The 26,358-nt window shown below is 73.3% G+C and carries 21 protein-coding genes; 12 read left to right on the top strand and 9 right to left on the bottom strand.

The genetic code is table 11. The features are described 5' to 3' along the window. Positions 1 to 261 precede the first annotated feature (261 nt). The 10 genes from OHA30_RS00325 (at position 262) to OHA30_RS00280 (ending at position 11,064) form a co-directional block, all read left to right on the top strand. Positions 262 to 1,467 carry a hypothetical protein gene (locus tag OHA30_RS00325; RefSeq protein WP_328911717.1) on the top strand — a complete coding sequence of 402 codons (1,206 nt, stop codon included), beginning with the start codon at positions 262 to 264 and terminating at the stop codon, positions 1,465 to 1,467. Next, positions 1,464 to 2,231: a WecB/TagA/CpsF family glycosyltransferase gene (locus OHA30_RS00320; RefSeq protein WP_328911716.1), complete on the top strand. Its 768-nt coding sequence runs from the start codon at positions 1,464 to 1,466 to the stop codon at positions 2,229 to 2,231. Before OHA30_RS00325 ends, OHA30_RS00320 begins: the two co-directional genes overlap by 4 nt. Beyond that, positions 2,231 to 3,487: a nucleotide sugar dehydrogenase gene (locus OHA30_RS00315; protein WP_328911715.1), complete on the top strand. Its 1,257-nt coding sequence runs from the start codon at positions 2,231 to 2,233 to the stop codon at positions 3,485 to 3,487. The genes OHA30_RS00320 and OHA30_RS00315 overlap by 1 nt, the downstream gene beginning before the upstream one ends. A 6-nt stretch (positions 3,488 to 3,493) precedes the next feature. Further along, positions 3,494 to 4,615 (top strand): non-hydrolyzing UDP-N-acetylglucosamine 2-epimerase, encoded by a 1,122-nt coding sequence (gene wecB, locus OHA30_RS00310; protein WP_328911714.1) that lies wholly within the window; start codon positions 3,494 to 3,496, stop codon positions 4,613 to 4,615. 89 nt (positions 4,616 to 4,704) lie between these two features. After that, entirely contained in the window at positions 4,705 to 5,514 is an 810-nt protein-coding gene (locus tag OHA30_RS00305) for a chain length determinant protein (RefSeq protein ID WP_328911713.1), read from the top strand. 38 nt (positions 5,515 to 5,552) lie between these two features. Then, positions 5,553 to 7,181: an oligosaccharide flippase family protein gene (locus tag OHA30_RS00300; RefSeq protein WP_328911712.1), complete on the top strand. Its 1,629-nt coding sequence runs from the start codon at positions 5,553 to 5,555 to the stop codon at positions 7,179 to 7,181. A gap of 4 nt (positions 7,182 to 7,185) precedes the next feature. Continuing rightward, the gene (locus tag OHA30_RS00295) at positions 7,186 to 8,346 is read left to right on the top strand and encodes a hypothetical protein (RefSeq protein WP_328911711.1); all 1,161 of its coding nucleotides are present in this window, start codon (positions 7,186 to 7,188) and stop codon (positions 8,344 to 8,346) included. Next, positions 8,343 to 9,191: a glycosyltransferase family 2 protein gene (locus tag OHA30_RS00290; RefSeq protein WP_328911710.1), complete on the top strand. Its 849-nt coding sequence runs from the start codon at positions 8,343 to 8,345 to the stop codon at positions 9,189 to 9,191. The genes OHA30_RS00295 and OHA30_RS00290 overlap by 4 nt, the downstream gene beginning before the upstream one ends. Before the next feature lie 81 nt (positions 9,192 to 9,272). After that, a complete protein-coding gene (locus OHA30_RS00285; RefSeq protein ID WP_328911709.1) occupies positions 9,273 to 10,256 on the top strand; it encodes a class I SAM-dependent methyltransferase in 984 nt (327 codons plus the stop codon). 100 nt (positions 10,257 to 10,356) lie between these two features. Beyond that, on the top strand, positions 10,357 to 11,064 hold the full coding sequence (locus OHA30_RS00280; RefSeq protein WP_328911708.1) for a class I SAM-dependent methyltransferase: 708 nt from the start codon (positions 10,357 to 10,359) through the stop codon (positions 11,062 to 11,064). Here the strand turns inward: OHA30_RS00280 and OHA30_RS00275 are convergent. Further along, on the bottom strand, positions 10,997 to 12,028 hold the full coding sequence (locus tag OHA30_RS00275) for a glycosyltransferase family 2 protein (RefSeq protein ID WP_328911707.1): 1,032 nt from the start codon (positions 12,026 to 12,028) through the stop codon (positions 10,997 to 10,999). The two genes, OHA30_RS00280 and OHA30_RS00275, sit on opposite strands and share 68 nt — an antisense overlap. Further along, positions 12,028 to 14,046: an O-antigen ligase family protein gene (locus OHA30_RS00270; protein ID WP_328911706.1), complete on the bottom strand. Its 2,019-nt coding sequence runs from the start codon at positions 14,044 to 14,046 to the stop codon at positions 12,028 to 12,030. The genes OHA30_RS00275 and OHA30_RS00270 overlap by 1 nt, the downstream gene beginning before the upstream one ends. 116 nt (positions 14,047 to 14,162) lie before the next feature. Here OHA30_RS00270 and OHA30_RS00265 point away from each other — a divergent pair, with 116 nt between their 5' ends. Beyond that, a complete protein-coding gene (locus OHA30_RS00265) occupies positions 14,163 to 14,831 on the top strand; it encodes a hypothetical protein (protein ID WP_328911705.1) in 669 nt (222 codons plus the stop codon). Between the two features lie 44 nt (positions 14,832 to 14,875). Here OHA30_RS00265 and OHA30_RS00260 read toward each other — a convergent pair whose 3' ends face one another. From OHA30_RS00260 to OHA30_RS00230, 7 genes are all read right to left on the bottom strand, one after another. Continuing rightward, on the bottom strand, positions 14,876 to 15,919 hold the full coding sequence (locus tag OHA30_RS00260) for a glycosyltransferase (RefSeq protein ID WP_328911704.1): 1,044 nt from the start codon (positions 15,917 to 15,919) through the stop codon (positions 14,876 to 14,878). 25 nt (positions 15,920 to 15,944) lie between these two features. Continuing rightward, entirely contained in the window at positions 15,945 to 19,292 is a 3,348-nt protein-coding gene (locus tag OHA30_RS00255; protein ID WP_328911703.1) for a DUF4082 domain-containing protein, read from the bottom strand. Positions 19,293 to 19,389: 97 nt separating this feature from the next. After that, positions 19,390 to 20,505: a DegT/DnrJ/EryC1/StrS family aminotransferase gene (locus tag OHA30_RS00250; RefSeq protein WP_328911702.1), complete on the bottom strand. Its 1,116-nt coding sequence runs from the start codon at positions 20,503 to 20,505 to the stop codon at positions 19,390 to 19,392. After that, positions 20,502 to 21,395 (bottom strand): NeuD/PglB/VioB family sugar acetyltransferase, encoded by an 894-nt coding sequence (locus OHA30_RS00245; protein WP_328911701.1) that lies wholly within the window; start codon positions 21,393 to 21,395, stop codon positions 20,502 to 20,504. The genes OHA30_RS00250 and OHA30_RS00245 overlap by 4 nt, the downstream gene beginning before the upstream one ends. Further along, positions 21,392 to 22,561, bottom strand: a complete 1,170-nt coding sequence (locus OHA30_RS00240; protein ID WP_328911700.1) for a DegT/DnrJ/EryC1/StrS family aminotransferase — start codon at positions 22,559 to 22,561, stop codon at positions 21,392 to 21,394. Before OHA30_RS00240 ends, OHA30_RS00245 begins: the two co-directional genes overlap by 4 nt. Then, positions 22,558 to 23,592 (bottom strand): NAD-dependent epimerase/dehydratase family protein, encoded by a 1,035-nt coding sequence (locus OHA30_RS00235; RefSeq protein ID WP_328911699.1) that lies wholly within the window; start codon positions 23,590 to 23,592, stop codon positions 22,558 to 22,560. Before OHA30_RS00235 ends, OHA30_RS00240 begins: the two co-directional genes overlap by 4 nt. 79 nt (positions 23,593 to 23,671) lie before the next feature. Beyond that, a complete protein-coding gene (locus OHA30_RS00230; protein WP_328911698.1) occupies positions 23,672 to 24,748 on the bottom strand; it encodes a Gfo/Idh/MocA family protein in 1,077 nt (358 codons plus the stop codon). Between the two features lie 468 nt (positions 24,749 to 25,216). On the opposite strand from OHA30_RS00230, the gene OHA30_RS00225 reads away from it, so the two are divergent. After that, positions 25,217 to 26,110, top strand: a complete 894-nt coding sequence (locus OHA30_RS00225) for a glycosyltransferase family 2 protein (RefSeq protein ID WP_328911697.1) — start codon at positions 25,217 to 25,219, stop codon at positions 26,108 to 26,110. Positions 26,111 to 26,358: the final 248 nt, after the last annotated feature.

The raw sequence follows: 26,358 nt of genomic DNA, 5'->3' as shown, positions 1-26,358 counted from the left end.
GCGCCGCGGCAGGGGATTGCCGCAGGCCGCCGACGCCCGACCGGGCCGTGCCCGCTTCCGGCTGAGCACCGGCAAGCGCCGCGCAACCGATCGGCAATTGACCAGGGGGGCTGGTGTGCCAGATCAGTACGGTCCGGACGCGCGCGCGTCGCGCCGCCGGACCGCTCTTCGTGCCAGGGCCGGGTACTGCTTCGACGATCCGCGCGGACAGGTGCCGTGCGGATCGGAATGTGGCATGCCCATGATCATTGTGGGGGAACGATGACCACGACACGTCTGACGGCGCTCGGCCAGGAGGACCCGCCGCTGCACGCCCTGGCGGAACGGCTCCTCGCGGTCGCCGAAGCGGGCCTGCCCGCGATGTACCTGCCGGACCGGGACACCTTCGTCTTCACTCGCGCCGCGCGGACCGCGCCCGGCGGCGGCTGGACGCTGCGCGACCGCGGCACCAGCACCCGCTACGCGGCCATCACCGCGCTCGGGGTGCGGCTGCTGCCCGAGATGCGGCAGCGGGCCGTGCTCGGCGGGCACACCGCCGAGGAGTTCACCGGACTGCTGGTCCAGAAGCTGCCCGAGGTGACCAACCTCGGCGACGCAGCCCTGATCGCCTGGGCCGCCGCCGAGAGCGGCCACCCCAAGCTCTCCGACGCCCTCGACCATGTCGCCGCCCTCGACGGCGACGGCCCCAAGTACACCGTGGAGGCCGCCTGGGTGCTGTCGGCGCTGGCCGCCGCCCGCGGCACCCTGGACGTCGAACAGCGCCTGGCCGCCGCCCGCGGCCGGCTGCTGCGCGCCCGTACCGGCGGCGGCCCGCTCTTCGCGCACGCCACCGGGCCCGGCCTGGTGCCCTGGTACCGCGCGCACATCAGCTGCTTCGCCGACCAGACCTACCCGCTCCAGGCGCTGGCCCGCGCCCACGCGAGCGGCGACGACCGCGAGGCCCTGGCCGCGGCCGACGCCTGCGCCGCCCGGATCTGCGCGCTCCAGGGCGCGGGGGGCCAGTGGTGGTGGCACTACGACGCGCGCCGCGGCACGGTCGTGGAGGGCTACCCCGTCTACAGCGTCCACCAGCACGCCATGGCGCCCACCGCGCTGTTCGACCTGGCCGACGCCGGGGGCACCGACTTCCGCCCGGCGATCCGGCGCGGACTGCGCTGGATGGACGCGCCCGCGGAGCTCGGCCCCGCCGCCGGGCCGGACGGGGCCGCCGGACCGCTGATCCTCGACGGCCTGGGCGTCACCTGGCGCAAGGTGTACCGCGGCGACCCGAAGAAGGCCGTACGCGCCGCCCGGGGGCTCGCCACCCGGGCCGTGCCCGGCGCCAGGCTGTCCGTCCTGGACCGGTTCTACCGCCCGGCCGCCGTGGACCGCGAGTGCCGCCCGTACGAATTCGGCTGGATGCTGTACGCCTGGCTCGCCGCCGACCGCCTGCCGCGGCCGGACGAGCGGCCCGGAGTACGGATATGACCAGGCGTGCCCTGTTCGGATTCGGCGTCGACGCCCTGACGATGGACCAGGCCGTGGAACGCTGCCTGGACGCGGTACGGGCCGGCGACCGGCTGGAGGTCGGCGTGGTCAACGCCGCCAAGCTGGTCACCATGCGGCGCGACCCCCGGCTCGCCGAGGCGGTCTCCGGCTGCGACCTGGTGCTGGCCGACGGCCAGGCCGTGGTCTGGGCGAGCCGGCTGCTGCGCTCCCCGCTGCCCGAACGCGTCGCGGGCATCGACCTGTTCACCCGGCTGCTGGCGGCCGCCGAGCGGGAGGGTTTCTCCGTCTACTTCCTGGGCGCCCGTCAGGACGTGCTCGACCGCATGCTCGGCGAGGTCGCCCGGCGCCACCCGCGGCTGCGGGTGGCCGGCGCCCGCCACGGCTACTTCACCGACGCCGAACAGCAGGCGATCGCCGACGCCGTGCACGACAGCGGCGCCCAGCTGCTCTTCCTCGGCATGACCTCGCCCAAGAAGGAGATCTTCACCGCCTCCTACGGCAAGACCACCGGCGTCCACGTCGCGCACGGCGTCGGCGGCTCCTTCGACGTCCTGGCCGGAGTCACCCGCCGCGCCCCGGGCCTCTGGCAGCGGCTGGGCCTGGAATGGCTCTACCGCCTGCTCCAGGAACCGCGCAGGCTCGCCCGGCGCTATGTCACCACCAACGCCGCCTTCCTCCTCATGACGCTCCGAGAGCTCTTCCACCGCACACCCGCAGCCGGCTTTGCGAACAGGAGATACTGATGCGCGTCGTCGTCGTAGGACAGGGGTACGTAGGACTGCCGCTCGCGATACGCGCCGCGGAGGTCGGGCACGAGGTCATCGGGTACGACGTGGACGCCGGCCGGGTCAAGAGCCTGGCCGCCGGGGTCTCCTACGTCGAGGACGTCTCCGCCGAGCGCGTCCTCGCCGCCATGGACAGCGGCGCCTACCGGCCCACCGACTCCGCCCGCGACTGCGGCGGCTTCGACGTCGCCGTGGTCACCGTCCCCACCCCGCTGCACGAGGGCGTGCCCGACCTGCGCCACATCGAGGAGTCGGCCCGTACCCTCGCCCGCTATCTGCGCCCGGGCGCCACCGTCGTGCTGGAGTCGACCACCTACCCGGGCACCACCCAGGAGCTGTTCGGGCCGCTGCTGGAGGACGGCTCCGGGCTCACCGCGGGCACCGACTTCCACCTCGGCTACAGCCCCGAACGCATCGACCCCGGCAACCCCGTCTGGGGCTTCCGGCAGACCCCCAAGGTCGTCTCCGGCGTCGACGCGGCCTCCCTGAAGGCGGTTCAGCGCTTCTACGGCGAACTGGTCGACACCACCGTGCCGGTCGGCTCGCCCAAGGAGGCCGAGCTGGCCAAGCTGCTGGAGAACACCTTCCGGCACGTCAACATCGCGCTGGTCAACGAGATCGCGATGTTCGCCCGCCATCTCGACATCGACATCTGGCAGTCCATCGAGGCCGCCGCCAGCAAGCCCTTCGGCTTCATGAAGTTCACCCCGGGACCCGGCGTCGGCGGCCACTGCCTGCCGATCGACCCCTCGTACCTGTCCTGGCACGTGCAGCGCGAACTCGGCCAGAACTTCCGCTTCGTGGAACTGGCCGACGACATCAACGGCCACATGCCCGACTACGTCGTCCGCCGGGTCACCGACGCCTTCAACCGGCGCAAGCGCTCGGTCAACGGCTCCCGCGTACTGCTGCTCGGCCTGGCCTACAAGAAGAACACCGGCGACGCCCGCGAGTCGCCGTCCCTGCGGGTGTCCCGGCTGCTGCTCGACATGGGCGCCAAGGTCAGGGCCGCCGACCCGCACGTCGTGGAGACCGCCGCCGTCGACCCCCGGCTGGTACGGGTGGAGCTGACCCGCAAGGAGATCGCCGCCGCCGACGTGGTCGTCCTGCTCACCGACCACGACGCCTTCGACTACGACCTGGTGACCCGGCACGCCTCCTTCGTCCTCGACTGCCGCCACCGGCTGTCGGGCCCCGCGATCGAGGTGCTCTGAACCGTGATGCGCGTCATCTGCGTGGCCGGCGCCCGCCCCAACTACCCGAAGATCAAACCGGTGATGGACTCCCTGGAGCGGCACGGCGCCGACGTCCTGCTGGTCCACACCGGACAGCACTACGACGACGCCATGAACGACGTCTTCTTCCGCGACCTCGGCATCCGCCCGCCCGACCGCTTCCTCGGGGTCGGCTCCGGCAGCCACGCCGAGCAGACCGGACGCGTCATGACCGCCTTCGAGCCGCTGCTGGCCGAGGTGGCGCCGGACGCCGTGGTCGTGGTCGGCGACATCAACTCCACCCTGGCCTGCGCCCTGGCCACCGCCAAGGCGGGCCCGCTGCTCGCCCATGTCGAGGCCGGGCTGCGCAGCCGCGACTGGACCATGCCCGAGGAGATCAACCGGGTCGTCACCGACCGGCTCAGCGACTACCTGCTGGCCCCCTCGCCCGACGCCGCCGACAATCTGCGCGCCGAGGGCTACCGCGACGACCAGATCCACGTCGTCGGCAATGTCATGATCGACACCCTGCTGGCCAATCTGGACCGGGCCCGCGACTCCGGTGTGCTGCGCCGCTACGGGCTGACCCCGGGGGAGTACGGCCTGGTCACCCTGCACCGGCCGGCCAACGTCGACGACCCCGTCGTACTGGCCGCCCTGCTCTGCGCGCTCGGCCGGGTCGCCGAACGCCTGCCGCTGCTGCTGCCGGTCCACCCGCGCGCCGAGAAACGGCTCGCCGGGATCGGCGTGCCCGCGGGTGTCCGCTTAGTGCCGCCCGCCGGGTACCTGGACTTCATCGCCCTCCAGGACTCCGCCCGCGTGGTGCTCACCGACTCCGGCGGCGTCCAGGAGGAGACCACCTCCCTCGGCGTGCCCTGCGTGACCCTGCGCGACAACACCGAACGGCCCATCACCGTCGAGCAGGGCACCAACGTACTGGCCGGACGGGACCCCGCGCGGATCGTCGGCACCGTGCACCGGGTGCTCGACAGCCCGCCCGCGCCGCGCCGCCCGGAGCTGTGGGACGGCCGCGCGGGCGACCGTATCGCCGCCGTCCTGCTGGGGGGAGGCACCGCGCGCACCCGGCCCCGGCCCACCGACCGGCCGACGCGCGACCGCCTGGGATGAGCCGCGCTCCAGGAGCGGAAACGGCCCTCGTCCGGGTACTTCGCACCATATGCTCGATCAAGCACCACGGGGCCGCAAGGGGGAACGTCATGGATCTCGCCGAGATCTTCCGGGTCATGCGCAGACGCTGGTACGTCCTGCTGCCCGGACTGCTGCTCACCGCGGTCCTGACGGCCGGCGCCTATGTGGCGGTGCCGGTCACCTACCAGTCGCAGAGCACGGTCATGCTGCTCAACTCCCAGAAGGCCACGGTCGCCTTCGACGGCAACCCGTTCCTGAGCACGCAGACCTCGCTCACCGGCATGGCCGACAGCCTCGCCCGCAACCTCAACTCCGACGCCTCGGTCGCCGCCCTGCGGGCGCAGGGCGCGACCGGCGCCCCCGTGGCCAAGATCGCCGACAACGCGCTGGGCCCGCTGATGTGGCTCACCGTCACCGGCACCGACCGGGCGGCCGTACTGCGGTCCGACCGGCTGCTGACCGCCTACGCGAAGAAGCGGCTGGAGGAGTTCCAGGACCAGCAGTCGGTCGCCGCCGAGGCGCGTATCCGCATGACGACCGTGGTCGCCCCGCAGAATCCGGTCGCCCAGACCAAGACCAGGCTCGAATACCTGGTCCTGGCCGGTCTGATGGGCGTCGTGGTCAGCATGGTGGCCACCTTCTGGGTCGAGGCCCGCCGCCGCTCCTCCGGCTCCGGACGGCACGGCGGCGGGCGGTCCGGGCGCGACGAGCCCGCCGCCGACGCCGGGGAGCCCGCGCAGCCGGCCGCCAGGGCGGCGCGGCCCGCGCCCCGGTGGTCGATGCCCGGGGAGGCGGCCGGCGGTCGGGGCCCGGCCGGACCGGCGCCCGAGGAGACCGCCACGGCGGCGAAGGAGACCCAGACGCCCCGGTTCGTGTGACCCCGTTTCCCAGGAGCCGCTCGGCAAGGAGTCGTCCCATGAACAGGGCGCGCGTACACACGGACACCGCCGCGGGCCGGACCCCGGCCGGTCCGCCCGCCCCCGCACCCCTGCGCAGAGTGCCCTCCTGGGCGCTGCGGGACCCCGAGGAGCCCGGCGCCACCGGCCCCGGGGACACCGGCACCGGGCCCGCCCCGGAGCCGAAACCGGCCCCCGACGCCTCGCTGGGCCGCCGGGTGCGCTCGGCCGCCCGGTGGAGCCTGATCAACACCGTCGTCATCCGCCTGGGCAACTTCGCGACCGGCATCGTGCTGGCCCGCTTCGCCCTCGGCCCGGCCGCCTGGGGTGTGTACGGCATCGCCCAGACCGTGCTGCTGGTGCTGCTGTCCGCCAACGAACTCGGCGTCGGGCTCGCCCTCGTGCGCTGGGAGGGCGACCCCCGCCGGTTCGCCCCGACCGTACTGACCCTCAGCACCGTCTCCAGCGGCCTGCTGTACGCGGCGCTCTTCGCGGCGGCCCCGGCCGTGGCCGGTTCGCTCGGCTCGCCCGACGCCGCGGGCGTCCTGCGGGTGATGTGCCTGTGCGTGGTGCTCGACGGGCTGGCCCAGGTGCCCGGCGGCATCCTCACCCGCGAGTTCGCACAAGGCAGACGGATGGCGATCGACGCCGTCAACTTCGTGCTCAGCACCGCCGTCACCCTGCTGCTCGCCTTCCAGGGCTGGGGCGCGATGAGCTTCGCCTGCGGCGCCGTGGTGGGCAATGTCGCCGCCCTGGTCGGCTGCGCGCTCGCCGCCCCCGGCACCCTGCGGTTCGGCTGGGACCCGGCCCAGGCCAGGGCGCTGCTGCGGTTCGGACTGCCGCTCGCGGGCGCCAGCATGCTCGCCCTCGGCGTGGTCAACGTCGACACCCTGGTGGTCGGCTCCACCCTCGGCAAGGTCTCGCTCGGCTTCTACGTCCTGGCGTTCAACATCTCCGGCTGGCCCGTGCGGATCATCTCCGAGGCCGCCCGCCGGGTCTCCTTCGCCGGCTTCTCCCGGCTGGCCTCCTCACCGCAGGCCCTCGCCCAGGGCTTCGGCCGCGCCCTGGGCGTCCTGGTGACCGGCACCGTTCCGCTCTGCGTCCTGCTGGGCGTGCTGGCCGGACCGGTCGTCGAACTCCTCTACGGCGACGAGTGGGCGCCCGCCGCCAAGGCGCTGCCCTGGCTGATGGCGCTCGGCCTGGCCCGGATCGGCTGCGAACTCGCCTACGACTGCCTGGTGGCCGTCGGACAGCGCCGCTCGCTGATCACCGCCCAGGGCCTGTGGCTGGTCGCGCTGATCCCCGTACTGATCGTCGCCGCCCGGCTGCACGGCATCGTCGGCGTCGCCGAGGGCCATGTGCTGGTCGCCTGCGGGCTCGTGGTGCCCGTCTTCCTGCTCGCGCTGCGCCGCGGCGGCGTCGGCGTCCGCTGGATCGTCCGGGCCTGCGCCTGGCCCGCGCTCGCCGGAGCCGTGATGGCGGGCACGGTCGTCCTCCTGCGGCGGGAGTTCGGCGACAGCCTGCCCGCCCTGGCGGCGATATCCGTGGTCGCCCTGGCGGTGTACGCGGCCGGAGTGCTGCCCAGCCGCACCTTCCTGCGCGGCCCCGCCCGCCCCGCGCCCGTACCCGTACCCGAGGACACGAGGTAGCCCCATGGCCCGCAACGCCCCCAAGAAGAGCCGACTGCTCGTCATGCTCTCGGTGAGCGCGGCCGTCGCCGTCGTGCTGTCCCTGCTCCTCGCGTCCCGCTCCGGCGACACCCACTCCACCGGCGCCGGCTGCCCGGTCGAAGCGCTCAGCTGCGCTCCCGGCCAGTACGACCCCGTCGACTCCGCGTCACCCGCCGGGCGGACCGGTGAGCAGACCACCGACCAGGCCGCCGAGCAGGGCGGCGACGCCAAGGCCCCGGGAATCGACCGCGCCCGCCCCTCGCCGGCCCCCACCACCGGCACACCGCCCACCGCGTCCGCCACGACCAGCCCCGCCGCCGCGGGGCCGTGCGCCTCGCCCGCCGCCTGCGGCTTCCCCGACGCCCGTACCACCGGCCCCCGGCTGCCCTTCACCAAGCACAAGACCGGCGACATGACGCTCAGGACCAACGGGGAGGTCATCCGCGGCTGGGACCTGACCGGCTCGCTGGACATCTACGCCAACGACGTCACCGTCATCGACAGCCGGATCACCTCCACCAACTGGTGGGGCGTCAACCTTCGCGCCGGCTACCACGGGCTGCGGGTGCTGCACAACACCATCACCGCCGTACCGGGCAAGGGCCCCGACAACGGGGGAGTGGACTACGCGGTCTCCAACATGGGCGGCAGCGTCGTGGAGGTCGGCTGGAACGACGTCTCGGTCTTCGGCGACGCGCTGTCCATGGGCCAGGGCAATCTGCACGACAACTACATCCACGACATCGTGCCGTTCGTCAACCTCGGCGGCGAGTACCAGCACACCAACACCGTGATCAGCGACGGCGGCGGCACCGGCGAGCTGATCATCCGTCACAACACGCTGCTCAACCCCACCCCACTGGACAAGGGCGCCTCCGCAAGCATCGGTCTGTACGCCGACACCGCGCCGGTCACCCACACCACCGTGGACCACAACTGGCTGGCCGGCGGCGCCTACGCGCTCTACGGCGGCGGCAAGGACGCCTCGCACATCCGGGTCACCGACAACGTCTTCTCCTCCCAGTACCACCCGCACTGCGGCGCGTACGGCCCGATCGCCGCCTGGAACTCCGGCGGCGCCGGGAACGTCTGGAGCGGCAACCGGATGTCCGACGGCACGCCCGTCGTCCCGGAGCCGTCATGAGCGGCGGCCCCGAGGACAGAGCCGCCGAGGGCGCCGCCGTGCCTGGGTCCGCCGCCCGCCGGGCCGCCCGGGCCCCCTGGGAGCTGGCCAAGCGGCTCTTCGGCTGGATGGTGCTCTTCGAACTGCGCAACAAGGTGCTGCTCGCGCCCACGGCCGTGGCGCTGCGCCGCTTCGAGAACGCCGAAGTCCGCCGGCTCACCCGGTCCGGGCCACGCCCGCCCGCCGCGCTGGTCGCCACGGTGATCGCCACCCACCGGCGCCCCGAGGCACTGCTGCGGGCGGTCGGCTCCGCGCTGGCCCAGACCGTGACCGACCAGATCGTCATCGTCGTGGACGACGGCGCCGGACTGCCCGAACTGCCCGCCGACCCACGGCTGTTCGCCGTCGGCCTGGCCCGCAACACCGCCGTCGCGGGCGTCGTCCGCAACGTCGGCATCCGGCTCACCCGGTCCCGTTACATCGCCTTCCTGGACGACGACAACCGGTGGGAGCCCGACCATCTGGAACAGGCACTGGCCGCCCTTGAGGCGCCCGGCGGCCCCGACGGCGTCTACACCGCGCTGCGGCGGGTGCTGCCCGACGGCACCGACAAGGACGTGCTGTCCGTGCCGTACGACCGCCGCAGGGCCGCCCGCGAGTCGTTCCTCGACACCAACGCCTTCGTCGCCCGCCGCACCCGCGCCCTGCGCTTCAGCCGGCTGCGCCGCACCCCCGAGGTGCTGCCCCGCGAGGACTGGGAGCTGATCCGCCGTTACGGCCGGGGCCACCGGATACGGCATCTTCCGGTCCCCACCGTGCGCTATCTCGTCAACCCCGGGAGTTTCTATACGGAATGGAGTGATTGACGAACAACTCGCGCCCCCGGCCCCTAGGGTGTTCCCCGGGTGCGGGTTGCACGGCAACCCACCGGGGCGAGGGGGGCTCGCATGCTCAACAACCTGATCAACCGACATGACGCCGACCGGCTGATGCGCAAGGTCCGGCGGCTCGACCTCGATCCCGTACTGGCCAAACTCCGGGTGCGCGGCGGCGAACGGGTGGTCGCCCACTGGTCGCGGGTCGAGCCCTCGCAGACCGAGTGGTGGGCGATACCGGCGGTCATCAAGCGGTGGAACACGCTGATGACCGGCGACCCCGACACCTCCTTCCCGCAGTACGTGGCCCGCGAGCACTTCGCTCCCCGCCGCGATCTGCGCGGCCTGTCCCTGGGCTGCGGCACGGGCGGCAATGAACTGCTCTGGGCGAAGACCGGGTCGTTCGCCCTGCTGGAGGGCGTGGACGTGGCCGACCGGCGGATCGACTTCGCCACCGGGGCCGCCGCCGACGAGGGGCTGTCCGACGTCCTGCGCTTCCGCGTCGCCGACGTCCAGACGATGACCGACGACGGCGAGCGCTTCGACGTCCTGCTCGGCCTCCAGTCGCTGCACCACTTCGCCGCCCTCGACACCACCCTGCCCCAGCTGGCCCGGCTGATCGAACCCGGCGGCCTGTTCGTCGTCGACGAGTTCGTCGGCCCCACCCGCTTCCAGTGGACCGACGGCCAGCTCGACGCGGCCAACGCGCTGCTCGCGACGCTCCCCGAGGAACGCCGTCGGCTGGCCGACGGCCGGATCAAGCGCCGGGTGGTCCGCCCCAGCCGTATGTCGATGGTGCTGGACGACCCCTCCGAGGCCGTCGACGCGGCCGCCCTGCTGCCCGGCCTGCGGCGGCTGTTCGACGTGGTCGAGGAGCGCCCCTACGGCGGGACCGTGCTGCACATCGCGTTCTCCGGCATCGCGCACAACTTCCTCGGCCGGGACGCGGAGACGCACGACCTGCTGGAGCGCTGTTTCGCCGCCGAGGACAACGCGCTGCCCGAGATCGGCCACGACTTCACCGCCCTGGTGTGCAAGCCCAAGGGCGCCGGCTGAGCGCGTCCCGCACGCCCCCGCCCCGCCCCCGGCCCTCGCAGAACCCCGCACCCGCACCCCCCTGTCCGTACAGTGCTCCCGATCCCAGGTGGTTGACCTCATGTCCGACGTGCCCGGCACCCGTTCCCGCGCCCTGCGCAACCGATTCGTGGACGCCCCCGGTTCGCTGGGCGAGCGGATGCGGCTGGCCCGCTGGGAGCGCTTCCGGCGCTGCTTCCCCGGCATCGCGGAACTGTCCGTCGTGGACCTCGGCGGGACCGCCGACATGTGGCTGCGGGCCCCGCTGCGCCCCCGGCACGTCCATGTGATCAACCTGGAGCCGCACCCCGCCGAGGTGCCGGACTGGATCACCACGCAGAACGCCGACGTGACCGACCCCGATGTCGCCGCCGAACTCGGCCGCTACGACGTGGTGTTCTCCAACTCGACCATCGAGCACGTCGGCGGCCACAGCCAGCGCCTCCGGTTCGCCGCCGCCGTCGAGGCGCTCGCTCCCCTGCACTGGGTGCAGACCCCGTACCGCTACTTCCCGGTCGAGCCGCACTTCGTGGCGCCCGGCTTCCAGTTCCTGCCGCTGGCCGCCCGCGCCCGGCTGGTACGGCACTGGCCGCTCACCCACAGCCGCCCCGGCACCGCCGAGGAGGGCATGAACGCCGTGATCAACATCGAGCTGCTGACCCGCGCCGAGATGCGCTACCTCTTCCCCGGCTCGGCGCTGATCGGCGAGCGGGTGCTCGGCGTCACGAAGTCGCTGATATCGGTGCGGCCGCAGCGGGACCAGGCCGGGCCCGCAGCCGCGAAGGACTGAGCAGCGCGGCCACCGCAGCCCGGTTCTGCGCCCGGCCGAGCAGCGCCCGCGACGCCTCCCGCAGCAGCACCGCCGCCCAGAACAGCGCGGTGGCCGCCGCGCCGTGGCGGCGGCGGTGCAGCCGCACCCTGTTGACCGTCAGCAGCGTCCACAGCCGCGGCGAGACCCGCGAGTCGCCGCCCAGGTGCACCGCGGACGCCTCGGGCCGCAGCCGGGTGGCGAAACCCAGGTCCCGCGCCCGCAGACAGAACTCGGTCTCCTCGGAGTAGAGGAAGAACGACTCGTCCCACGGCCCGCACGTCTCCACGCACGCGCGCGACAGCGCCATCAGCGCGCCCGTCGCCCAGTCCGCGCGGGTGGGCCGGGTGTACGCCGCCGGGTCGGTGACCAGCTCGCCCCAGCGCGCGAACCGCCCCGCCCTGCGGTTGCCGAGCACCGCCTCCCCGAACGCCCGCGCCACGCTCGGCTCGCGGCGCAGCGAGCGGACCGGGGTCAGGCCGTCCGCCTCGTACAGCAGCGGCACGCTGATCCCGGTCCTGCCGCCGTCCGCCGGGGACGTACCGGCCGCCCCGGACTCCCCGGGCTCCCCGGCCTCCGCGGCCTCCCCGGCGTCCAGCGCGCCGACCAGCGCGGCCGCGCACCCCGGCCGCATCCGGATGTCCGGGTTGCACACCAGCGCCGCCCGGTAGCCGCCCTCCCACCGCGCGGCGGCGCCCAGCGCGGCGTTGACGCCCGCCGCGTACCCGGCGTTGCGGCCGGTGCGTACGACCGTCGCGTCGGGGGCGAGGGCGTCCAGCACCTCCAGGGTGGTGTCGCCCGAGTCGTTGTCCGCGACGACCAGCCGCCAGTCGAGACCTTCCATGCCGGCGGGCAGCGAGGCGAGGAAGCCGGGCAGCACGGCGGCGCTGTTCCACGTCACGACGAGCACGGCGACCGGCCCCGCGGCCGGGGACTGGACGGGCATCAGGACTCCACGAGTTGGGGCCGGTCCGTACGCGGACCCGGCACGGAGGGATCGTCCGGCACGGCGGCGTTCCGCGCGGCCGCCTGCCGGCGGACGAAGCCCAGACAGCTCCCGCCGGCGCCGAGGGTCAGGAAGAACATGCCCGCGAACATGGGGAAGCTCAGCGCGTCGAAGGTGGCGCTGATGACCAGGCCGACCACCGCCGAGGCCAGGAACGCCTGGCCCAGCTCCCGGTCCGACTCACTCGCCGCGAGCCTGCGCACGGCCCCGCCGTGGTGGACGCCGGCCGCGAACAGCGCGAGCAGCGCCACCGTGCCCAGCAGGCCCATCTCGGCCAGGGTCAGCATGTACTGGTTGTCGGTGAAGAAGTACAGATCAGGGGTGAAGGTCCCGAACCCCCGCCCGAACAAGGGCCGTTCGCGCAGATAGGGCACGATCGCCGAGTACTTCACCGTACGGGCCTGGGTGCTGCTGTCGGAGTTCGACAGGAAGGTCGAGAACAGAGTGGTGATCGTGCCGATCAGACCCGGCACGAGGACCTTGAACACGCCGACGGACGCCACCAGCAGCCCGATCGCGGTCCACCGCCGCTGCGGCTTCCAGCGCGGCACCATGACCAGCACCACCAGCGCGGCGCCGATGATGGACGTCCGGGACACCGTCAGCGGCAGCGCCCCGCCCATGACCGCCACCGGCGCCCAGCGGCGCAGCGCGCCCGCGTGCCGGCGCACCGGGTCGAACGCCTGGTGCACCGCGAAGGGCACCAGGATCGCCAGCATTCCGCCGAACTCCAGCGGGTGGGCGGTGGTCGAGCGCGGCCGGGTGAAGGAGCCGCGGTCCATGGCCGAGATCTGGGCCACGCTCGCGTGCAGGCCCGGGATGCTGATGGAGTCGGCGATGTTGGTCGAGGCGAAGAAGTCGTAGTAGCCGATCGCGGCCACCACCGTGCCCATCACCACCAGCCGCCGCAGCAGCGTGTCGAGCCGGTCCCGGTCCTGGATGCCCGCCGAGGCCAGCACCACCAGCGACACCCACACCAGCAGCCCGATCAGCCCCCGGTCGGCGCCCAGGATCTCCTCGTGGGAGCCGCCGCGGGTCGCGTCGGCGACGTAGGCCATCAGCACGGCGGCCGACAGCAGGCACATCACCAGCCGCGGCCCCCGGGTGCCCGGCGCGGGCACGATCCGGCCGGTCAGCCAGGACGCCACGTACCACAGCAGCCCGAGCAGGGCGAAGACATTGGCGGGGGTGCCGACCCCGCCGAGCGCGGGCAGGGTGAGGTTGGAGGGGATGAAGAAGGCCAGCGCCAGATAGCCGGTGAGGATCGTGGTGGCGTCCAGCGGCCGCCGCAGCAGCCCCCGCCGGCCCCCGGACCTGGTCGGCCGTACGGTCTCCTCGCCGCGCCTGCGGCGGCGGGCCAGCGCCGCCGACTCGGTGACGAAGCTGAGGAAGAACCCCCCGGCGACGCCCGCGATCACCACCGCCGCCATGTACTGGTAGCGGCTCTTGAGCTGCGAGACCGGCGTCTGCGGCAGCACGATCGGCGCGGCCTTCACGTAGTACTGCGGCGCGACCCGCGCGGCCGCCTGGAGCGCCCGCAGCTGCTCGCCCGCGAAGTCGGTCAGGGTCCTGGTCTCCCGCAGCACCTTGGCCCGGTCGGTCCCGGTGACGGCCAGCGAGAGCAGCGGGCCCGAGGCGTTCGCCGCGAAGCCGACCGTGTAGCGGTCGCTCACCCCCCGGTCGCCCAGATCGTGCGCCGCCCCCGCCGACTGGAGGGTCCTGATCAGCACATCGGCGGTGACGACCAGCGAACCGCCCGCGTTCGAGATCGGATTGCCGTACGTCGGGGCCAGTTTGGCGACCGCCGAGGAGTCCAGCAGCGAGATCGAGCTCTCCGACTCGTACGCCACCGGCACCGACGTGTACAGGTACCCGCCCATGAGCACCCCGATCAGGGTGAGCGGCGCCATCAGGTACCAGCGGCGGCCCAGCACGGCGAGCAGTTCGCCCAGCGTCATACGGTCCCCCCCGCCCCGGCGCGCCCGCCGCCCGGCAACTCCCGCCGCGGGATGCCCGATCCGGTGGCAGCGGCCCCGCCGCCCTGCCAGTATCGGGGGTGACGGGAGGAGGCCCGGTGTCCCCTGGTGAGGTCGTCCTCGCGCTGCTGCGCCGATGGTACGTGCTGCTGTTCGCGCTGCTGCTGACCGCGGCCGGCGCCTACCATGTGCTGCGCCCGCAGACGCAGTTCGTCAGCTCCGCGGTGATCGTGGTCAAACCGCCCGTGACCGGTAACCAGCCCAACCAGCTGACCAATCTCCAGCCGCCGCTGGCCGCCGTGTCGTACGCGATCGTCGAGCAGCTGCGCTCGCCCGCCGGCGCCGAGGAGCTGGGGGCGGCCGGGGTGACGGGCACCTACACCCTCGTCCCGCGCAACAGCGGCACCAGCGTGACCCCGCAGTATCTGATCCCCTCGCTGCAGATCCAGGCCCGGCTGGCCGACCCGGCCGGCGCCGACACCCAGGTCCGGGCGATCATCTCCGTCTTCGGCGACCATCTGGCCGCGCTCCAGGCCGCGCAGGACATCCCCGCGGCCTCGCGGATGAGCGTGGACCTGCTGGTGCCGCCCAACGCGGTCCCGGTGGTGGGGATCAGGAGCCGGGCGCTGGCCGGGGTGGCCCTGAGCGGCGCGGTCGGCGGGACCCTGGCCGCGCTGTGGACCGACCGGCGGCTGACCGCCAGGAAGCGGCGGCGCGGGAGTCACCGGCGGCACCGCGCGGGCGGCCCGGTCCCCGCCGTCAACTGACCTGCGCCGAACGGCTGTTGCCACCGCCGCTGACCCGGGCGGCGTCACAGGCCCCGGCGCTTCCACGACTGCCACCACAGCCACTCCCGGCCGCGCTCGGCCACCGCGGAGAGCACCAGTGGCTGGAGATACGGCATCGCGCGGGCGCCGATCCGCCGCCGCAGCCGCAGCGCCCGGTACTCCGGCAGCGCGGCGAAGCCCGGCAGGCACTCCCGGGCGAACTCCACCAGCTCGTCCACGGGCACCACCTCGGTGCGCCCCCGGTCGTACGCCCGGTAGGCCCGGCGCAGCGCGAACCGGGCCAGCCGGGTGTGCACGGTCTCGGCGAGCCGCTCGGCGGGCAGCAGTTCGCCGCACTTGTCGAGCACCGACTCGAAGGCGACCCGCCGCTGCCGCAGGTCGTCCAGCTGGCCGCCGAAGTCCGTGGTGGACATGTTCGCGCCGTGCACCCGGTAGAACGCCTGGTCCGCCCCGCGTACGTACCCGACGTCGGCGTGCGCGGCCAGCCGCATCCACATCTCGATGTCGCCCGCGTGCGGCAGCTTCGGGTCGTAGCCCCCGACCTTCCGCTGGAGGGAGGTACGGACCACGACCTCAGGAGAGGTGATGCAGCCGGTGCCCTCGCGGAAGCGGCGCTCCAGCCACCAGCGGCCCGGGTAGACCACCGAACCGGCGCTCCGGGTACGGGCCTTGGGCAGCGGGCCGCCGTGCGTGAAGCGCAGCGGCCTGCCGTAGCAGAAACCGGCCTCCGGGTGGGCGTCCAGGAGCGCGGCCGCCCGTACCAGCGCGCCCGGCACCAGCCGGTCGTCCGCGGAGAGCAGGACGGCGTAGTCCCCGTCGGCCCACTCCAGCAGGCCCTCGTTGTAGGTGGCGATGTGCCCCTGGTTGCGGGCGTGCACCCGCACCTCGATCCTCGGGTCGGAGGCCGCCAGCGCGCGGGCGGCCTCCGCCGAGTCGTCGGGCGAGGCGTCGTCGATGATCAGCACCCGTACGTCGAGCCCCGGCTGCTCGTCCAGCACACTGCGTACGCAGTCGGCGAGGAAGTGGCCGTACTTGTAACAGGGGATCACGACGCTGACACTGCTCATCGATGCGCTGCCCATCCGGTGTCGCCTAGTGGATTTCCGTGGTCGTGCCGTCCGACTGTGCGGGCGGCAGGGTCGTGCTGAAGATCGGCGCCACCCAGTAGTTCGCCGACCCGTAACCGGCGTTCGGGAAGGCACTGCCGGCGCCGTACGCGTACAGGCCGTTGGGGCTGCCCGCGGTGTCGGGGGTGGCCGTCAGCGGATACGACTGGTGGGCGCCGGCGAAGTACCCGCCGTCGACCGCGTAGTTGCCGTTGGGCGCGTGGTAGGACACCACGTACCTGGTGCCCGCGGTGATCGGCACGGGGGTGCCGAAGGACAGCAGCTGCCAGCCGGTCGCGGTCTCGCTGGAGAACGTGCCGGTGGCCAGCAGCGTCCCGGCGTCGGACCACAGGCTGCCGGTGTGCGTCCCGGTGTTGCCCGCGCCCTTGTAGAAGGTGACGCCGGTGATGTAGCCGCTGACCGCCGAGGTGAACCGGGTGCCCAGCTCGACCGGGTTGGGGTCGCCGGTCATGTCGGTGGTGGCCGGCACCGTGGAGTTGCCCCACAGGGTGCACGGGCAGGTCACCGCGGGCGGGGTCGCGCTGGTGCGGAAGCTCCAGGCGGTGGGCTCGTCCATCGAGTTGCCCCACAGGTCGTCCGCCTGTACGGAGGCCGTGTAGGTGGTGTTCAGGCCGAGTTGGCTGGACGGGGTGAAGGTCACGCTGTTGGCTGCGCCGAAGGTCGTGACGCCCGGCACGTTGTCCCCGTCGGCGTCCTTGAGCGTGAAGGCCAGCGTGTCCGCGTCCAGGCCCTCGCTGAAGACGGCCGTGACCGGCGCGGTGATCGGCACGTTCACGGCGCCCGAGGTCGGCGAGGTGCTGGTGACCGCCGGCGGCACCGTACTGGCCGAGGCGGTGTCCATCACCGCGTCCACCCAGTAGTTGCTGCCCGAGGACTCCGAGCTCGGGAAGCCGCCGGAGGAGCCGTAGTGGTACAGGCCGTTGCCGCCGTCGGAGCCTGACCTGAGCGCGGTCAGCGGGGCGAGCCCGGCGTCGCCGCCGGTGAAGTAGTCGCCGTCGTAGGAGTATCCGCCGTTGGGCGCGAAGTACGAGGCCACATACGTGGTGTTGGGCTTGACCGGCACCGGCGTGGCGAAGTTCATCTGCTGCCAGCCCGACGCCGTCTCGTTGGTGAAGGTGCCCGTCGCCAGCAGATGGCCCGAGGCCGTCCACAGACTGCCGGTGTGCGTCCCGGTGTTGGCGGGCGACTTGTAGAAGCGGATACCGGTGACCGAACCGTTCGTGGTGGTGCGGATCTTGACGCCGAGTTCGACCGCGCCGCCGTCACCGCCGTTGACATGGGTGGGGACCGCCGTTGCGGGCCAGACCGTGCACGGGCACTGCTGCGGGCCCACGGTCAGCGGGATCGTGGTGGTGGCGCCGATGTTGACGCTGTCGTCGACCGCCCGCACCTTGATCTGCACGGTGCCGGGGACCGTCGGCGTCCAAGTGTAGTTCCACGACGCCAGGCCGGTCGCGGGATGCCAGGTCGTACCGCCGTCCGTGGACACCTCGACCCGGGCGACCACACCGCCGGTGTCGGACGCCGTGCCGGTGACGGTCACCGGCCGCAGCGCGGGCGCGGTGGCCCCGAGGCCCGGACTGGTCACGGTGACCGCCGGGCCCACCGTGTCGGTGGAGGCGGTGGCCGCGACCAGGCCGCTCTGCGGCGTCCTGGGCTGGATGCCCATGTCCGCGAGGATGTTCACCGTGGCCTGCTGCATCCGCTTGTCCGCGGTCACCACCGCCGCGGCCGGGTCGCTGGTCGGCACATTGGTCAGACCCCACGACCACTGCACGGTCCCCGAGCCGAAGACCAGCGCGTGCGAGGTCTGGTCGCGGAAGGCCACCAGACTGTGCGTCATCGTGCCGTTGCCGTAAGTGTTGCCGTAGTCCAGCCGCACCTTGCCGTCGGTGATGTCGACCGTCGTCGAGGACAGGTCGATCTGCCCGGCCGGCCGGGTGCTGGTCGCCAGGTCGCTGTCCCACTCGTAGCCCAGCGTGCCCACCGGGAAGGTCGCGGTCTGGTTGGCCGCCAGATTCGCCACCGTGGTGTTGCGCCACAGCCGCAGCTTGGCGTAGGCGCCCGGCACGGTGATCGCGTCGCTGCGGTAGCCGTTCACCGTGAACAGCGAGCCGGTCAGGATGTTCTGCGGCTGGAACGGCTCGCCCTTGACCGCGCTGCCCGGGTCGAGGAACGCGCCGGTCCACACCTGCGGGTCGGGGTCCGGTATGCCGTCCGGCGTGCCCAGCTCCAGCTTGGTCTCCTTGTAGCAGACCAGGGTCCGGTTCGCCGTGGACGTGCCGTCGACGCTGGGCGCGAGCCGGGTCTTCCAGGACACCTCGTTGCCGCTGAAGAACGTCTCGTTGAGCCCCGCGTGCCGGGCGTTCAGGACATTGGTGAACTGGTCCTGGGTCCAGTACTCGTCGTGCCCCGACGACATGAACATCTTGTGGTTCACCAGGTCCGCGGGTCTGGTCGAGACGTCCACGCCGGACAGATAGCTCACGTCGTAGCCGTTCTGCTCCAGCCACGACAGCATCTCGAACTCCGAGCCGTACACCCCGTTGTCGCCGCCGATGTCCAGCGGCCGGTTGTAACTGACCTGGTACGCCCGCCCGTCCGGGGCAGGACCGTTGCCCTGGTAGAGGTTGCGGCCGCCCCAGGTGTTGTACGCCTGCCAGGTCTCGTCGCTGGTCTGCACCACGATGTCCGAGTGGCTGGAGTCCTCGCGCACCACGAACGGGTACGGCATCACCCCGTTGCCGTCCGTCTGGTCGAAGTTGGCGATGTACAGCCCCGAGACCGCGTCGGCGGGCACCGTCCAGCTCGCCGTCACCGGCCAGTTGCCGCAGTCCACCAGACCCGTGTCGTTCGTGCTGCACTTGAGCGGCTTGCCGTCCGCGTCCCCGTCGACGACCGTGTTGTCCGGCGGACTGCCGGGGGTGCCGTCCTTGGTGAAGTTCGCCGGATAGGTGGCCGACGCCTGGGCGGCCGTCGAGATCTCCCGCGCCCCGTCACCGCCGTAGTAGCCCAGCCGGTAGACCTCCACGTGGTACGGGATCGGCGACTGCACCTTGAACTGCACGGTGTCGCCCGCCTGCACGCTGACCTGCGTGGAGAATCCCTGGACGTTTCCGTAGGAGTTGGGCGAGAACCAGTCGGACATCGGCGTGCCCGGCTTGGAGTTCTCACAGACGATCTTGTTCATGCCCGATCCGCACGGATCGGCGGCGGCCGCGCCCGAACCGGTGACCAGCGGCAGCACGGCCGCCGCCGGCACCGCGATCAGGGCGCACAGAACTCCCCGGAAGAGTCTGCTCCTTGTGAACATCTGAACCTCTCAGGCAGTGCGGGGGCCCGCCCGTGAGGGCGGGTGGAACACAAGCGGTGGCTGATCGCGCGTCCGCGGCCGGCGGCCGCGGAGGGCCTCAGCGCAGAGCATCGGCGAGCGCGTCCACGACTCGCTCCTGCTGGTCGGCGGTGATCTGCGGAAAGAGCGGCAGCGAGACGATCCGGTCCGCCGCCAGTTCGGCGTTCGGGAAGTCACCGCGACGGTGACCGAGCCCGGCGAACGCCGGCGTCAGATGGACCGGGGCCGGATAGTGCACCCCCGCCCCGATGCCCTCGGCGTTGAGCTTGCCCACCACGGCGTCGCGGTCGGCGCCGACGACGTGCAGGACGTACAGGTGCCACACATGGGCGTTGCCCGGCACGGTGACCGGCAGCACCACCCGGCCGGCCGCCGCCAGGTCCGCGAGCAGCGCGTCGTAGCGCCCGGCCGCGGCCAGCCGGGCCCGGTTGCCGTCCGCCAGCCGGGCCAGCTTCGCCCGCAGCACGACCGCCTGGAGGCCGTCAAGACGGCTGTTGAACCCGGCCACGTCGTGCCGGTACTTGGCCACACCGCCGTGGTTGGCGAGCGCGCGCACCAGCCCGGCCGCCTCCTCGTCGTCGGTGAGCACCGCGCCCGCGTCCCCGTAGGCGCCCAGGTTCTTGCCCGGGTAGAAGCTGGTCGACGCGATGCCGCCGCTGCCGGGGGAGCGGCCGTCGCGGGTGGCGCCCTGGCACTGCGCCGCGTCCTCGACCAGCCGCACCCCCGGCGGCAGTCCGGCGGCCAGCGCGGCGGTGTCGGCGCACTGCCCGTACAGATGGACCGGGACGACCGCGCGGGTGGCCGGGCCCACGGCGGCCAGGGCGGCGGCCGGGTCCATCAGGAACGTCTCCGGCAGGCAGTCCACCAGCACCGGGCGGGCACCGATCCTGGCCACCGCGCCGGCCGTGGCGACGAACGTGTTGGCGGGCAGCACCACCTCGTCGCCCGCGCCGACCCCGCTGACCCGCAGGGCCAGTTCGAGCGCGTCGGTGCCGTTGGCGACGCCCACGCAGTGCGCCACCCCGGCGAACTCGGCGTACTCCCGCTCGAAGGCCCGCACCTCCTCGCCGCCGACGAAGGCGGTGGCCGCGAGCACCCGCTCGAAACCGGCCCGCACCTCGTCGGCGACCTCGGCGTGCGCCGCCTTGAGATCGACCAGTGGAATCTGGTTCATACGGCTGGACTCCCCCTTCGTGTCGCCGGCTCGGGGCCGGCGCCGATCACGCCAACGGGCGACTGCCCGCGGCCCGCGCCGCGGCTATCCCGGCCACCGGGCCCGTACGGCTCCCCGGCGCCGGTGTCGTGCGGTCCGTTCTGTTCACCTGACGCGTGCCGCTCGGGCTGCTCCCGCAGCTCTCGCGACTCCGCCGGGCCGGCCGCGCGCAGCCGGCGGGCCGGGCTGCCCACCCAGACCTCGCCCGGCGGCACGTCGCCGAGCACCGCGGCCCCCATGCCGATCAGCGACCACGCGCCGACCGTGACGTACTCGCGGACCAGCGCGCCCGCGCCCACGTAGCAGCCGCGCGCCAGCCGCACCCCGCCGCCCAGCCGCACCCCGGAGGCGATCGTGACGAAGTCCTCGGCCACGTCGTCATGGGTGAGCACCGCGTGCGGCATCACCGCCACATGCGCGCCCAGGCGCACTGCGGCGGTGAGCGCGCAGTGCGCGAGGAGCACCGAACCCGGCCCGGCCGACGAGGACTCCGACACCGCGGCGGACGGGTGCGTCACCGTGGCGTACCGCTCGTCGGGCAGCGCCAGCCGCCGCACCAGCCGGGCCCGTACCGCGTGGTCCCGGGGGCTGCCGACGCAGACCACCACCTGGGCGTCCGGCAGGTCGCGCACCCGCTCGCAGCCGCCGAGCACCGGGGTCCCGTCGACCTCACGGCCGTGCAGCGCCGGGTCGTCGTCCAGATGGCCGAGCAGCCGCAGCCGGGGCGGGCGTCCGGCGGCCAGGTCGGCGGCGGCCGCGGCCCGTACCGCCTGCGCGGTCTCGCGGGCGAAGCCGCCCGCGCCCACGATCACCAGGTCCCGGCCCGCGCCTGGTCTGCCGGAGCCGGTCACCGCGCCGCCTCTTCGCGCAGCGCGGCCACCACCCGGTCCTGCTGCGCCTCGATCATCGTGTGGAACAGCGGCAGGATCAGCGAGTCCCGGCTGATCCGCCCGGTCACCGGCAGCGGCGCGTGCGGATGCCCCCGGTAGGCCGGCTCCAGATGCGCGGCCATGATCCCGCGCCGCGCCGAGATCCCGGCCCGCGCCAGCGCGGCCAGCAACTCGTCCCTGCCCAGCGGGAAGTCCTCGGCGAGCAGCACCCAGTAGGACTGGAAGTTGCCCTGCCCGTACGCCGGGTCGCGCACCGGACGCAGTCCGGGTACGTCCCGCAGCAGGGCGTCGTAACGCGCCGCCAGCGCCCGGCGCCTGGCCACCATCTCGTCCAGCTTGCCCAACTGCACCAGACCGACGGCCGCCTGAATGTCCGTCATCCGGTAGTTGAAGCCGACCTCCAGATAGCTCTCCAGGACCGGCGTCGCGCTGGCGTGCCGCTGGGCCGCCGACGCGTTCATCCCGTGCTCGCGCAGTCTGCGCAGCCGCAGCGCCCAGTCGGCGTCGTCGGTGGTGAGCATCCCGCCCTCGCCGGTGGTGACGATCTTGCGGGGGTGGAAGGACCAGGCCGCGAGCAGCGCGCCCTGCCCGACCGACTTGCCGCCGACCGTGGCGCCGATCGCGCAGGCCGCGTCCTCGACCAGGGCCGTTCCCCAGTCGTCGCAGGCGGCCCGCAGCGCGTGCACGTCGGCGGGGACCCCGCCCTGGTGGACGGCGATCACCGCCTTCGTCCGCTCGGTCCGCACCGCGTCGACGGTCCGTACCGTCACATTGCCGGTCTCCTCGTCCACGTCCGCGAACACCGGCTCGGCGCCGACGTACCGTACGGCGTTGGCGGTCGCGATGAACGACAGCGAGGGGACCACCACCTCGTCGCCCGGCCCGAGGTCCAGCGCCACCAGCGCCAGGTGCAGCGCGGTGGTGCACGAACTGACCGCGATCGCGTGCCCGGCGCCCACCCGCTCGGCGAAGGCCCGCTCGAAGGCGGCGACCCGCGGCCCCTGCGCGACCCACCCGGACAGCACCGCGTCGGCCGCCGCCCGGGCCTCCTCCTCGCCCAGCCAGGGGATCATCACGGGGATACGGTCGGCGGGGTCGGCGGCGGGTGTCGTCTCCGGGGCGCTCATCGCGCGGCCCCCGCGTCCGTGACCTTCGGCCCGTCGGTCGCCTTCGCCGCTTCAGCCGCGTCCGCCGCCCGCTCGGCCCGCCACCAGTCGACCAGGTCCCGCAGCCCCGTCTCCAGGTCGATCTCCGCCCGGAAACCGAGGAGTTCGGCCGCCCGGCCGGTCTCCGCGAGCCGCCGGGTCACCCCGTTGACCGCCCGGGCCGGACCGTGCTCGGGGACCAGATCCGCGTCCATCGCCGCCAGCAGACCGAGCGCCAGATCGCGCAGCGAGGTCTCCGTACCGCTGGCGACGTTGAACACCTCGTCGGTCAGCTCCGACTCGGCGGCCAGCACATTGGCCCGCGCGATGTCCCGGACGTGCACGAAGTCCATGGTCTGGGTGCCGTCGCCGAGGATCAGCGGCGGCTGCCCGGCCGTGATCCGCTCCATCCAGCGGATCAGCACCTCCGTGTACAGACCGTGGATGTCCATCCGGGGCCCGTACACGTTGAAGTACCGCAGCGCCACGTAGTCCAGCCCGTACATGGCGTGGAAACTGCGCAGCATCCCTTCGTTGAATGCCTTCGCGGCCCCGTAGAACGTGTCGTTGTTGTACGGGTGGTGGCGCTCGGTGGTGGGGAAGGTCTCGGCCAGGCCGTAGACCGACGCCGACGAGGACGCGATCACCTTGCCCACGCCCTCGGCGGCCGCCGCCTCCAGCACGTTGAACGTGCCGTCGACCATCACCTCGTTGGCCAGCCGAGGTTCCTCCGCGCACTGGGTGATCCGGATCGCGGCGAGGTGGAAGACCAGCTCGGCCCCCTCGGTGACCTTCCGTACGGTGGCCGCGTCGCGGATGTCGCCCTCGACCACCTCCACCACACCGGGGCCGCGCTCCAGGGCCCGGGCCAGATTGGCCATCCGCCCCCGCACGAAGTTGTCCAGCACCACGATCCGGTGCGCGCCGCCGTCCACCAGCTGGTCGACCAGATTGGAGCCGATGGTGCCCGCCCCACCGGTGACCAGGATCTTCTTGCCTCGTACCGTGCTCAACGCCTCTGCCCCCACACCATCCGTCGTGATGTCCCGCACCTTCGGCCCACACCCTGCCGGTGAGCCGCCGCCCCGGCCGCTAACGGGCCGCGCGCAGCCCCACCACCGCGCCCCGGAACTCCAGGCTCCGCGACGCCGCCTCCAGAATGTCCAGCACCCGCAGCCCCGCCCGGCCGTCGGTCAGCGGCGCCCGCCGTTCGGTGATCGCGCTCGCGAACTCGTCGACCATGGAGGCCAGCGCCTCCTTCTCGCGCAGCGCGGGCGCCACCATGTCGCCGGACCGGTAGGAGATCAGCATCTCCCGCCGCTCGTTCGCGCCGATCTCCTGCGGCGCCGACAGGTCCACCCCGCGGTCGAAGACCGACAGCCGCTGCGCCGGGTTGAGGTCGTCCCAGATCAGCGTCCGCTTCGAGCCGCCGACCATCGTGGTGCGGACCTTCGTCGGGGACAGCCAGTTGACGTGCACGTGCGCGATGGCGCCCGTGTTGAGCTGGAGCGTCAGATACGACACACAGGCCCGCCCGGCGCCGATCGGGTCCGCGCCGTGCGCGGCCACGGCGACCGGCTCGACGCCCTCGGGCAGGATGAAGTCCAGGATCGACAGATCGTGGGGCGCCAGGTCCCACATCACGTCGATGTCCTTCTGCACCAGGCCCAGGTTGATCCGCACCGAGTCCACGAAGTGGATCTCCCCGAGCTCCCCGGAGTGCACCAGTTCCCTGATCCTGGCCACCGCAGGGGTGTAGCAGTAGGTGTGGTCGCACATCAGGGTCAGACCGCGCTCCTCGGCCTCGGCCACCAGCCGGGCGCCGTCCGCGTAGGACGCCGCCAGCGGCTTCTCGACCAGGACGTGCTTGCCCGCCCGTACCGCGGCCAGCGCCACCTCCAGATGCGTACCGGCCGGTGTCGCCACCGCCACCGCGTCCACCTCCGGGTCGGCGAGCACGGACGCGTAGTCCGAGGTCGCCTCGACCGTGGAGTAGGCGCCGAGGACCCGCCGGGCCCGCGCCTCGTCCAGGTCGCACAGCCGGCGCAGCCGGAACCGCGGGCTGGCCTGGAAGTTGCGGACGAGATTGGGCCCCCAGTAACCGGCCCCCACCACGGCGACCCCCAGGGTCTCCGCCGATCCCCCCTCAAGGGTGCTGCTCTGCGTCACGGTGTACGTCTCCCCTTCGCGTACGTCGGCCGGCCTGTCCGCACCTGGCGGAAGGCAGCCGCGCATCGCGCGGGCGTGACGACCCGTGCCATGACCATGCTTCCCCCCACCCCGGTGTCCCGCACGCCCCGCCCGGCCTTTCGGCGTTCCCCAACGCCCGGTTCCGGAGGAGCGGATGACTCGTCTGCGGTCCGCCCGGGCGGGTGTGCCGCCCGGACTCGCGCACACCGCGGCGCTCGCGCCGCGGTGCTGTGGTGCAGTGATCGTGCTTGCGGTACCGCCTGCGCTCGCGGCGGTCGGCCGTCGTGCCCCTGCTTCCCCTTGCCGTGTCAACTGGCCCTGGGAAGTGAGGCATTGCTCCGCGCAAACCGGTTCCGCGACGCCCAATCTAGACCACCGCGACCAGCCGGGGGGAGAGTTGGACGAAACACTCGGCGACGGCACCGTTTCCGGCCGCATACTCACCACGTGACGAGCATCGTGATACCGGCGCACAACGAGGAACGGGTCCTCGGCCGCCTCCTCGACGCCCTGTCGGCCGGGCCGCCGGACGGCGAGGACGCCCCCGACGTCGTGGTGGTGTGCAACGGCTGCACCGACGGCACCGCCCGGATCGCCCGCGCACACCCGGGAGTTCGGGTGGTGGAGATCCCCACCCCGTCCAAGCACCTCGCGATGCGCACCGGCGACGAGCACGCCCGCGGCTTCCCCCGGCTGTACGTGGACGCCGATGTCGTCCTCGGCCCGGCCGACGTACGGGCGCTGGCCGCCGCGGTCGACGGCCCCGGCCCGGTCCTCGCCGCCGCCCCCGCCCGTGAGCTGCCGCTGAAGGGCTGCGGCCGGCGGGTCCGCGCGTACTACCGGGTGTGGACGCGGCTGCCGGCCGTACGCGAGGGGCTGTTCGGCCGGGGCGTCATCGCGCTGTCCGAGGAGGGCCACGCCCGGATCGCCGCCCTGCCGCCGCTGATGGCCGACGACCTCGCCGCGTCGCTGGCCTTCGCGCCCGGCGAGCGGCGGGTGGTGGAGACGGCCCGGGTGGTCGTCCATCCGCCGCGCACCTGGCGGGATCTGATGAAGCGTCGGATACGGGCGGCCGTGTCGTCCGCGCAGGTCGAGCAGCACCAGGCGGCGCGGCCCCCGGCGTCGCCGGCGTCCGCGGCGTCCCCGGCGGGGGAGTTGCCGCCCTCGGCCCGTACCAGCACCGCCGACCTGCGGGCACTGCTGCGCCGGGAGCCCTGGCTGCTCCCGCACCTGGTGCTCTTCCTGGCCGCCGCCGTCCTCGCGCGCCGGGCCGCCGCGAAGGCCATCCGCGCCCAGGACTACGGGACGTGGCTGCGCGACGAGAGCAGCCGCGCGGACTGAGGACACCGGCCGTACGGGAGAGCACGGACCGCCCCGGCCCGTATCAACGCCGTCCCGTACGGCCCGAGTCGCGTGCCCGCTTGCTGCGGTCGGTGGGCGGGCGGCCCGCCGCACGGTGCCAACTGATCCCCGTTCAGCGCCAGTTGGTCCCGCCCCTTCGCCGCCGCATCCGGCCGATTGCAGCGGAAAGCGGCCGCGCCGCCGCTTATGCCCGCTACAGTGGCCCGCGCCCGATCGCGCACCTGTAC

The sequence above is a fragment of the Streptomyces sp. NBC_00223 genome (genome assembly GCF_036199905.1).
Classification (GTDB): Bacteria; Actinomycetota; Actinomycetes; order Streptomycetales; family Streptomycetaceae; genus Actinacidiphila.
The sequence above is the reverse complement of the archived record's forward strand: the minus strand, read 5'-3'. Positions and strand labels throughout refer to the sequence as shown.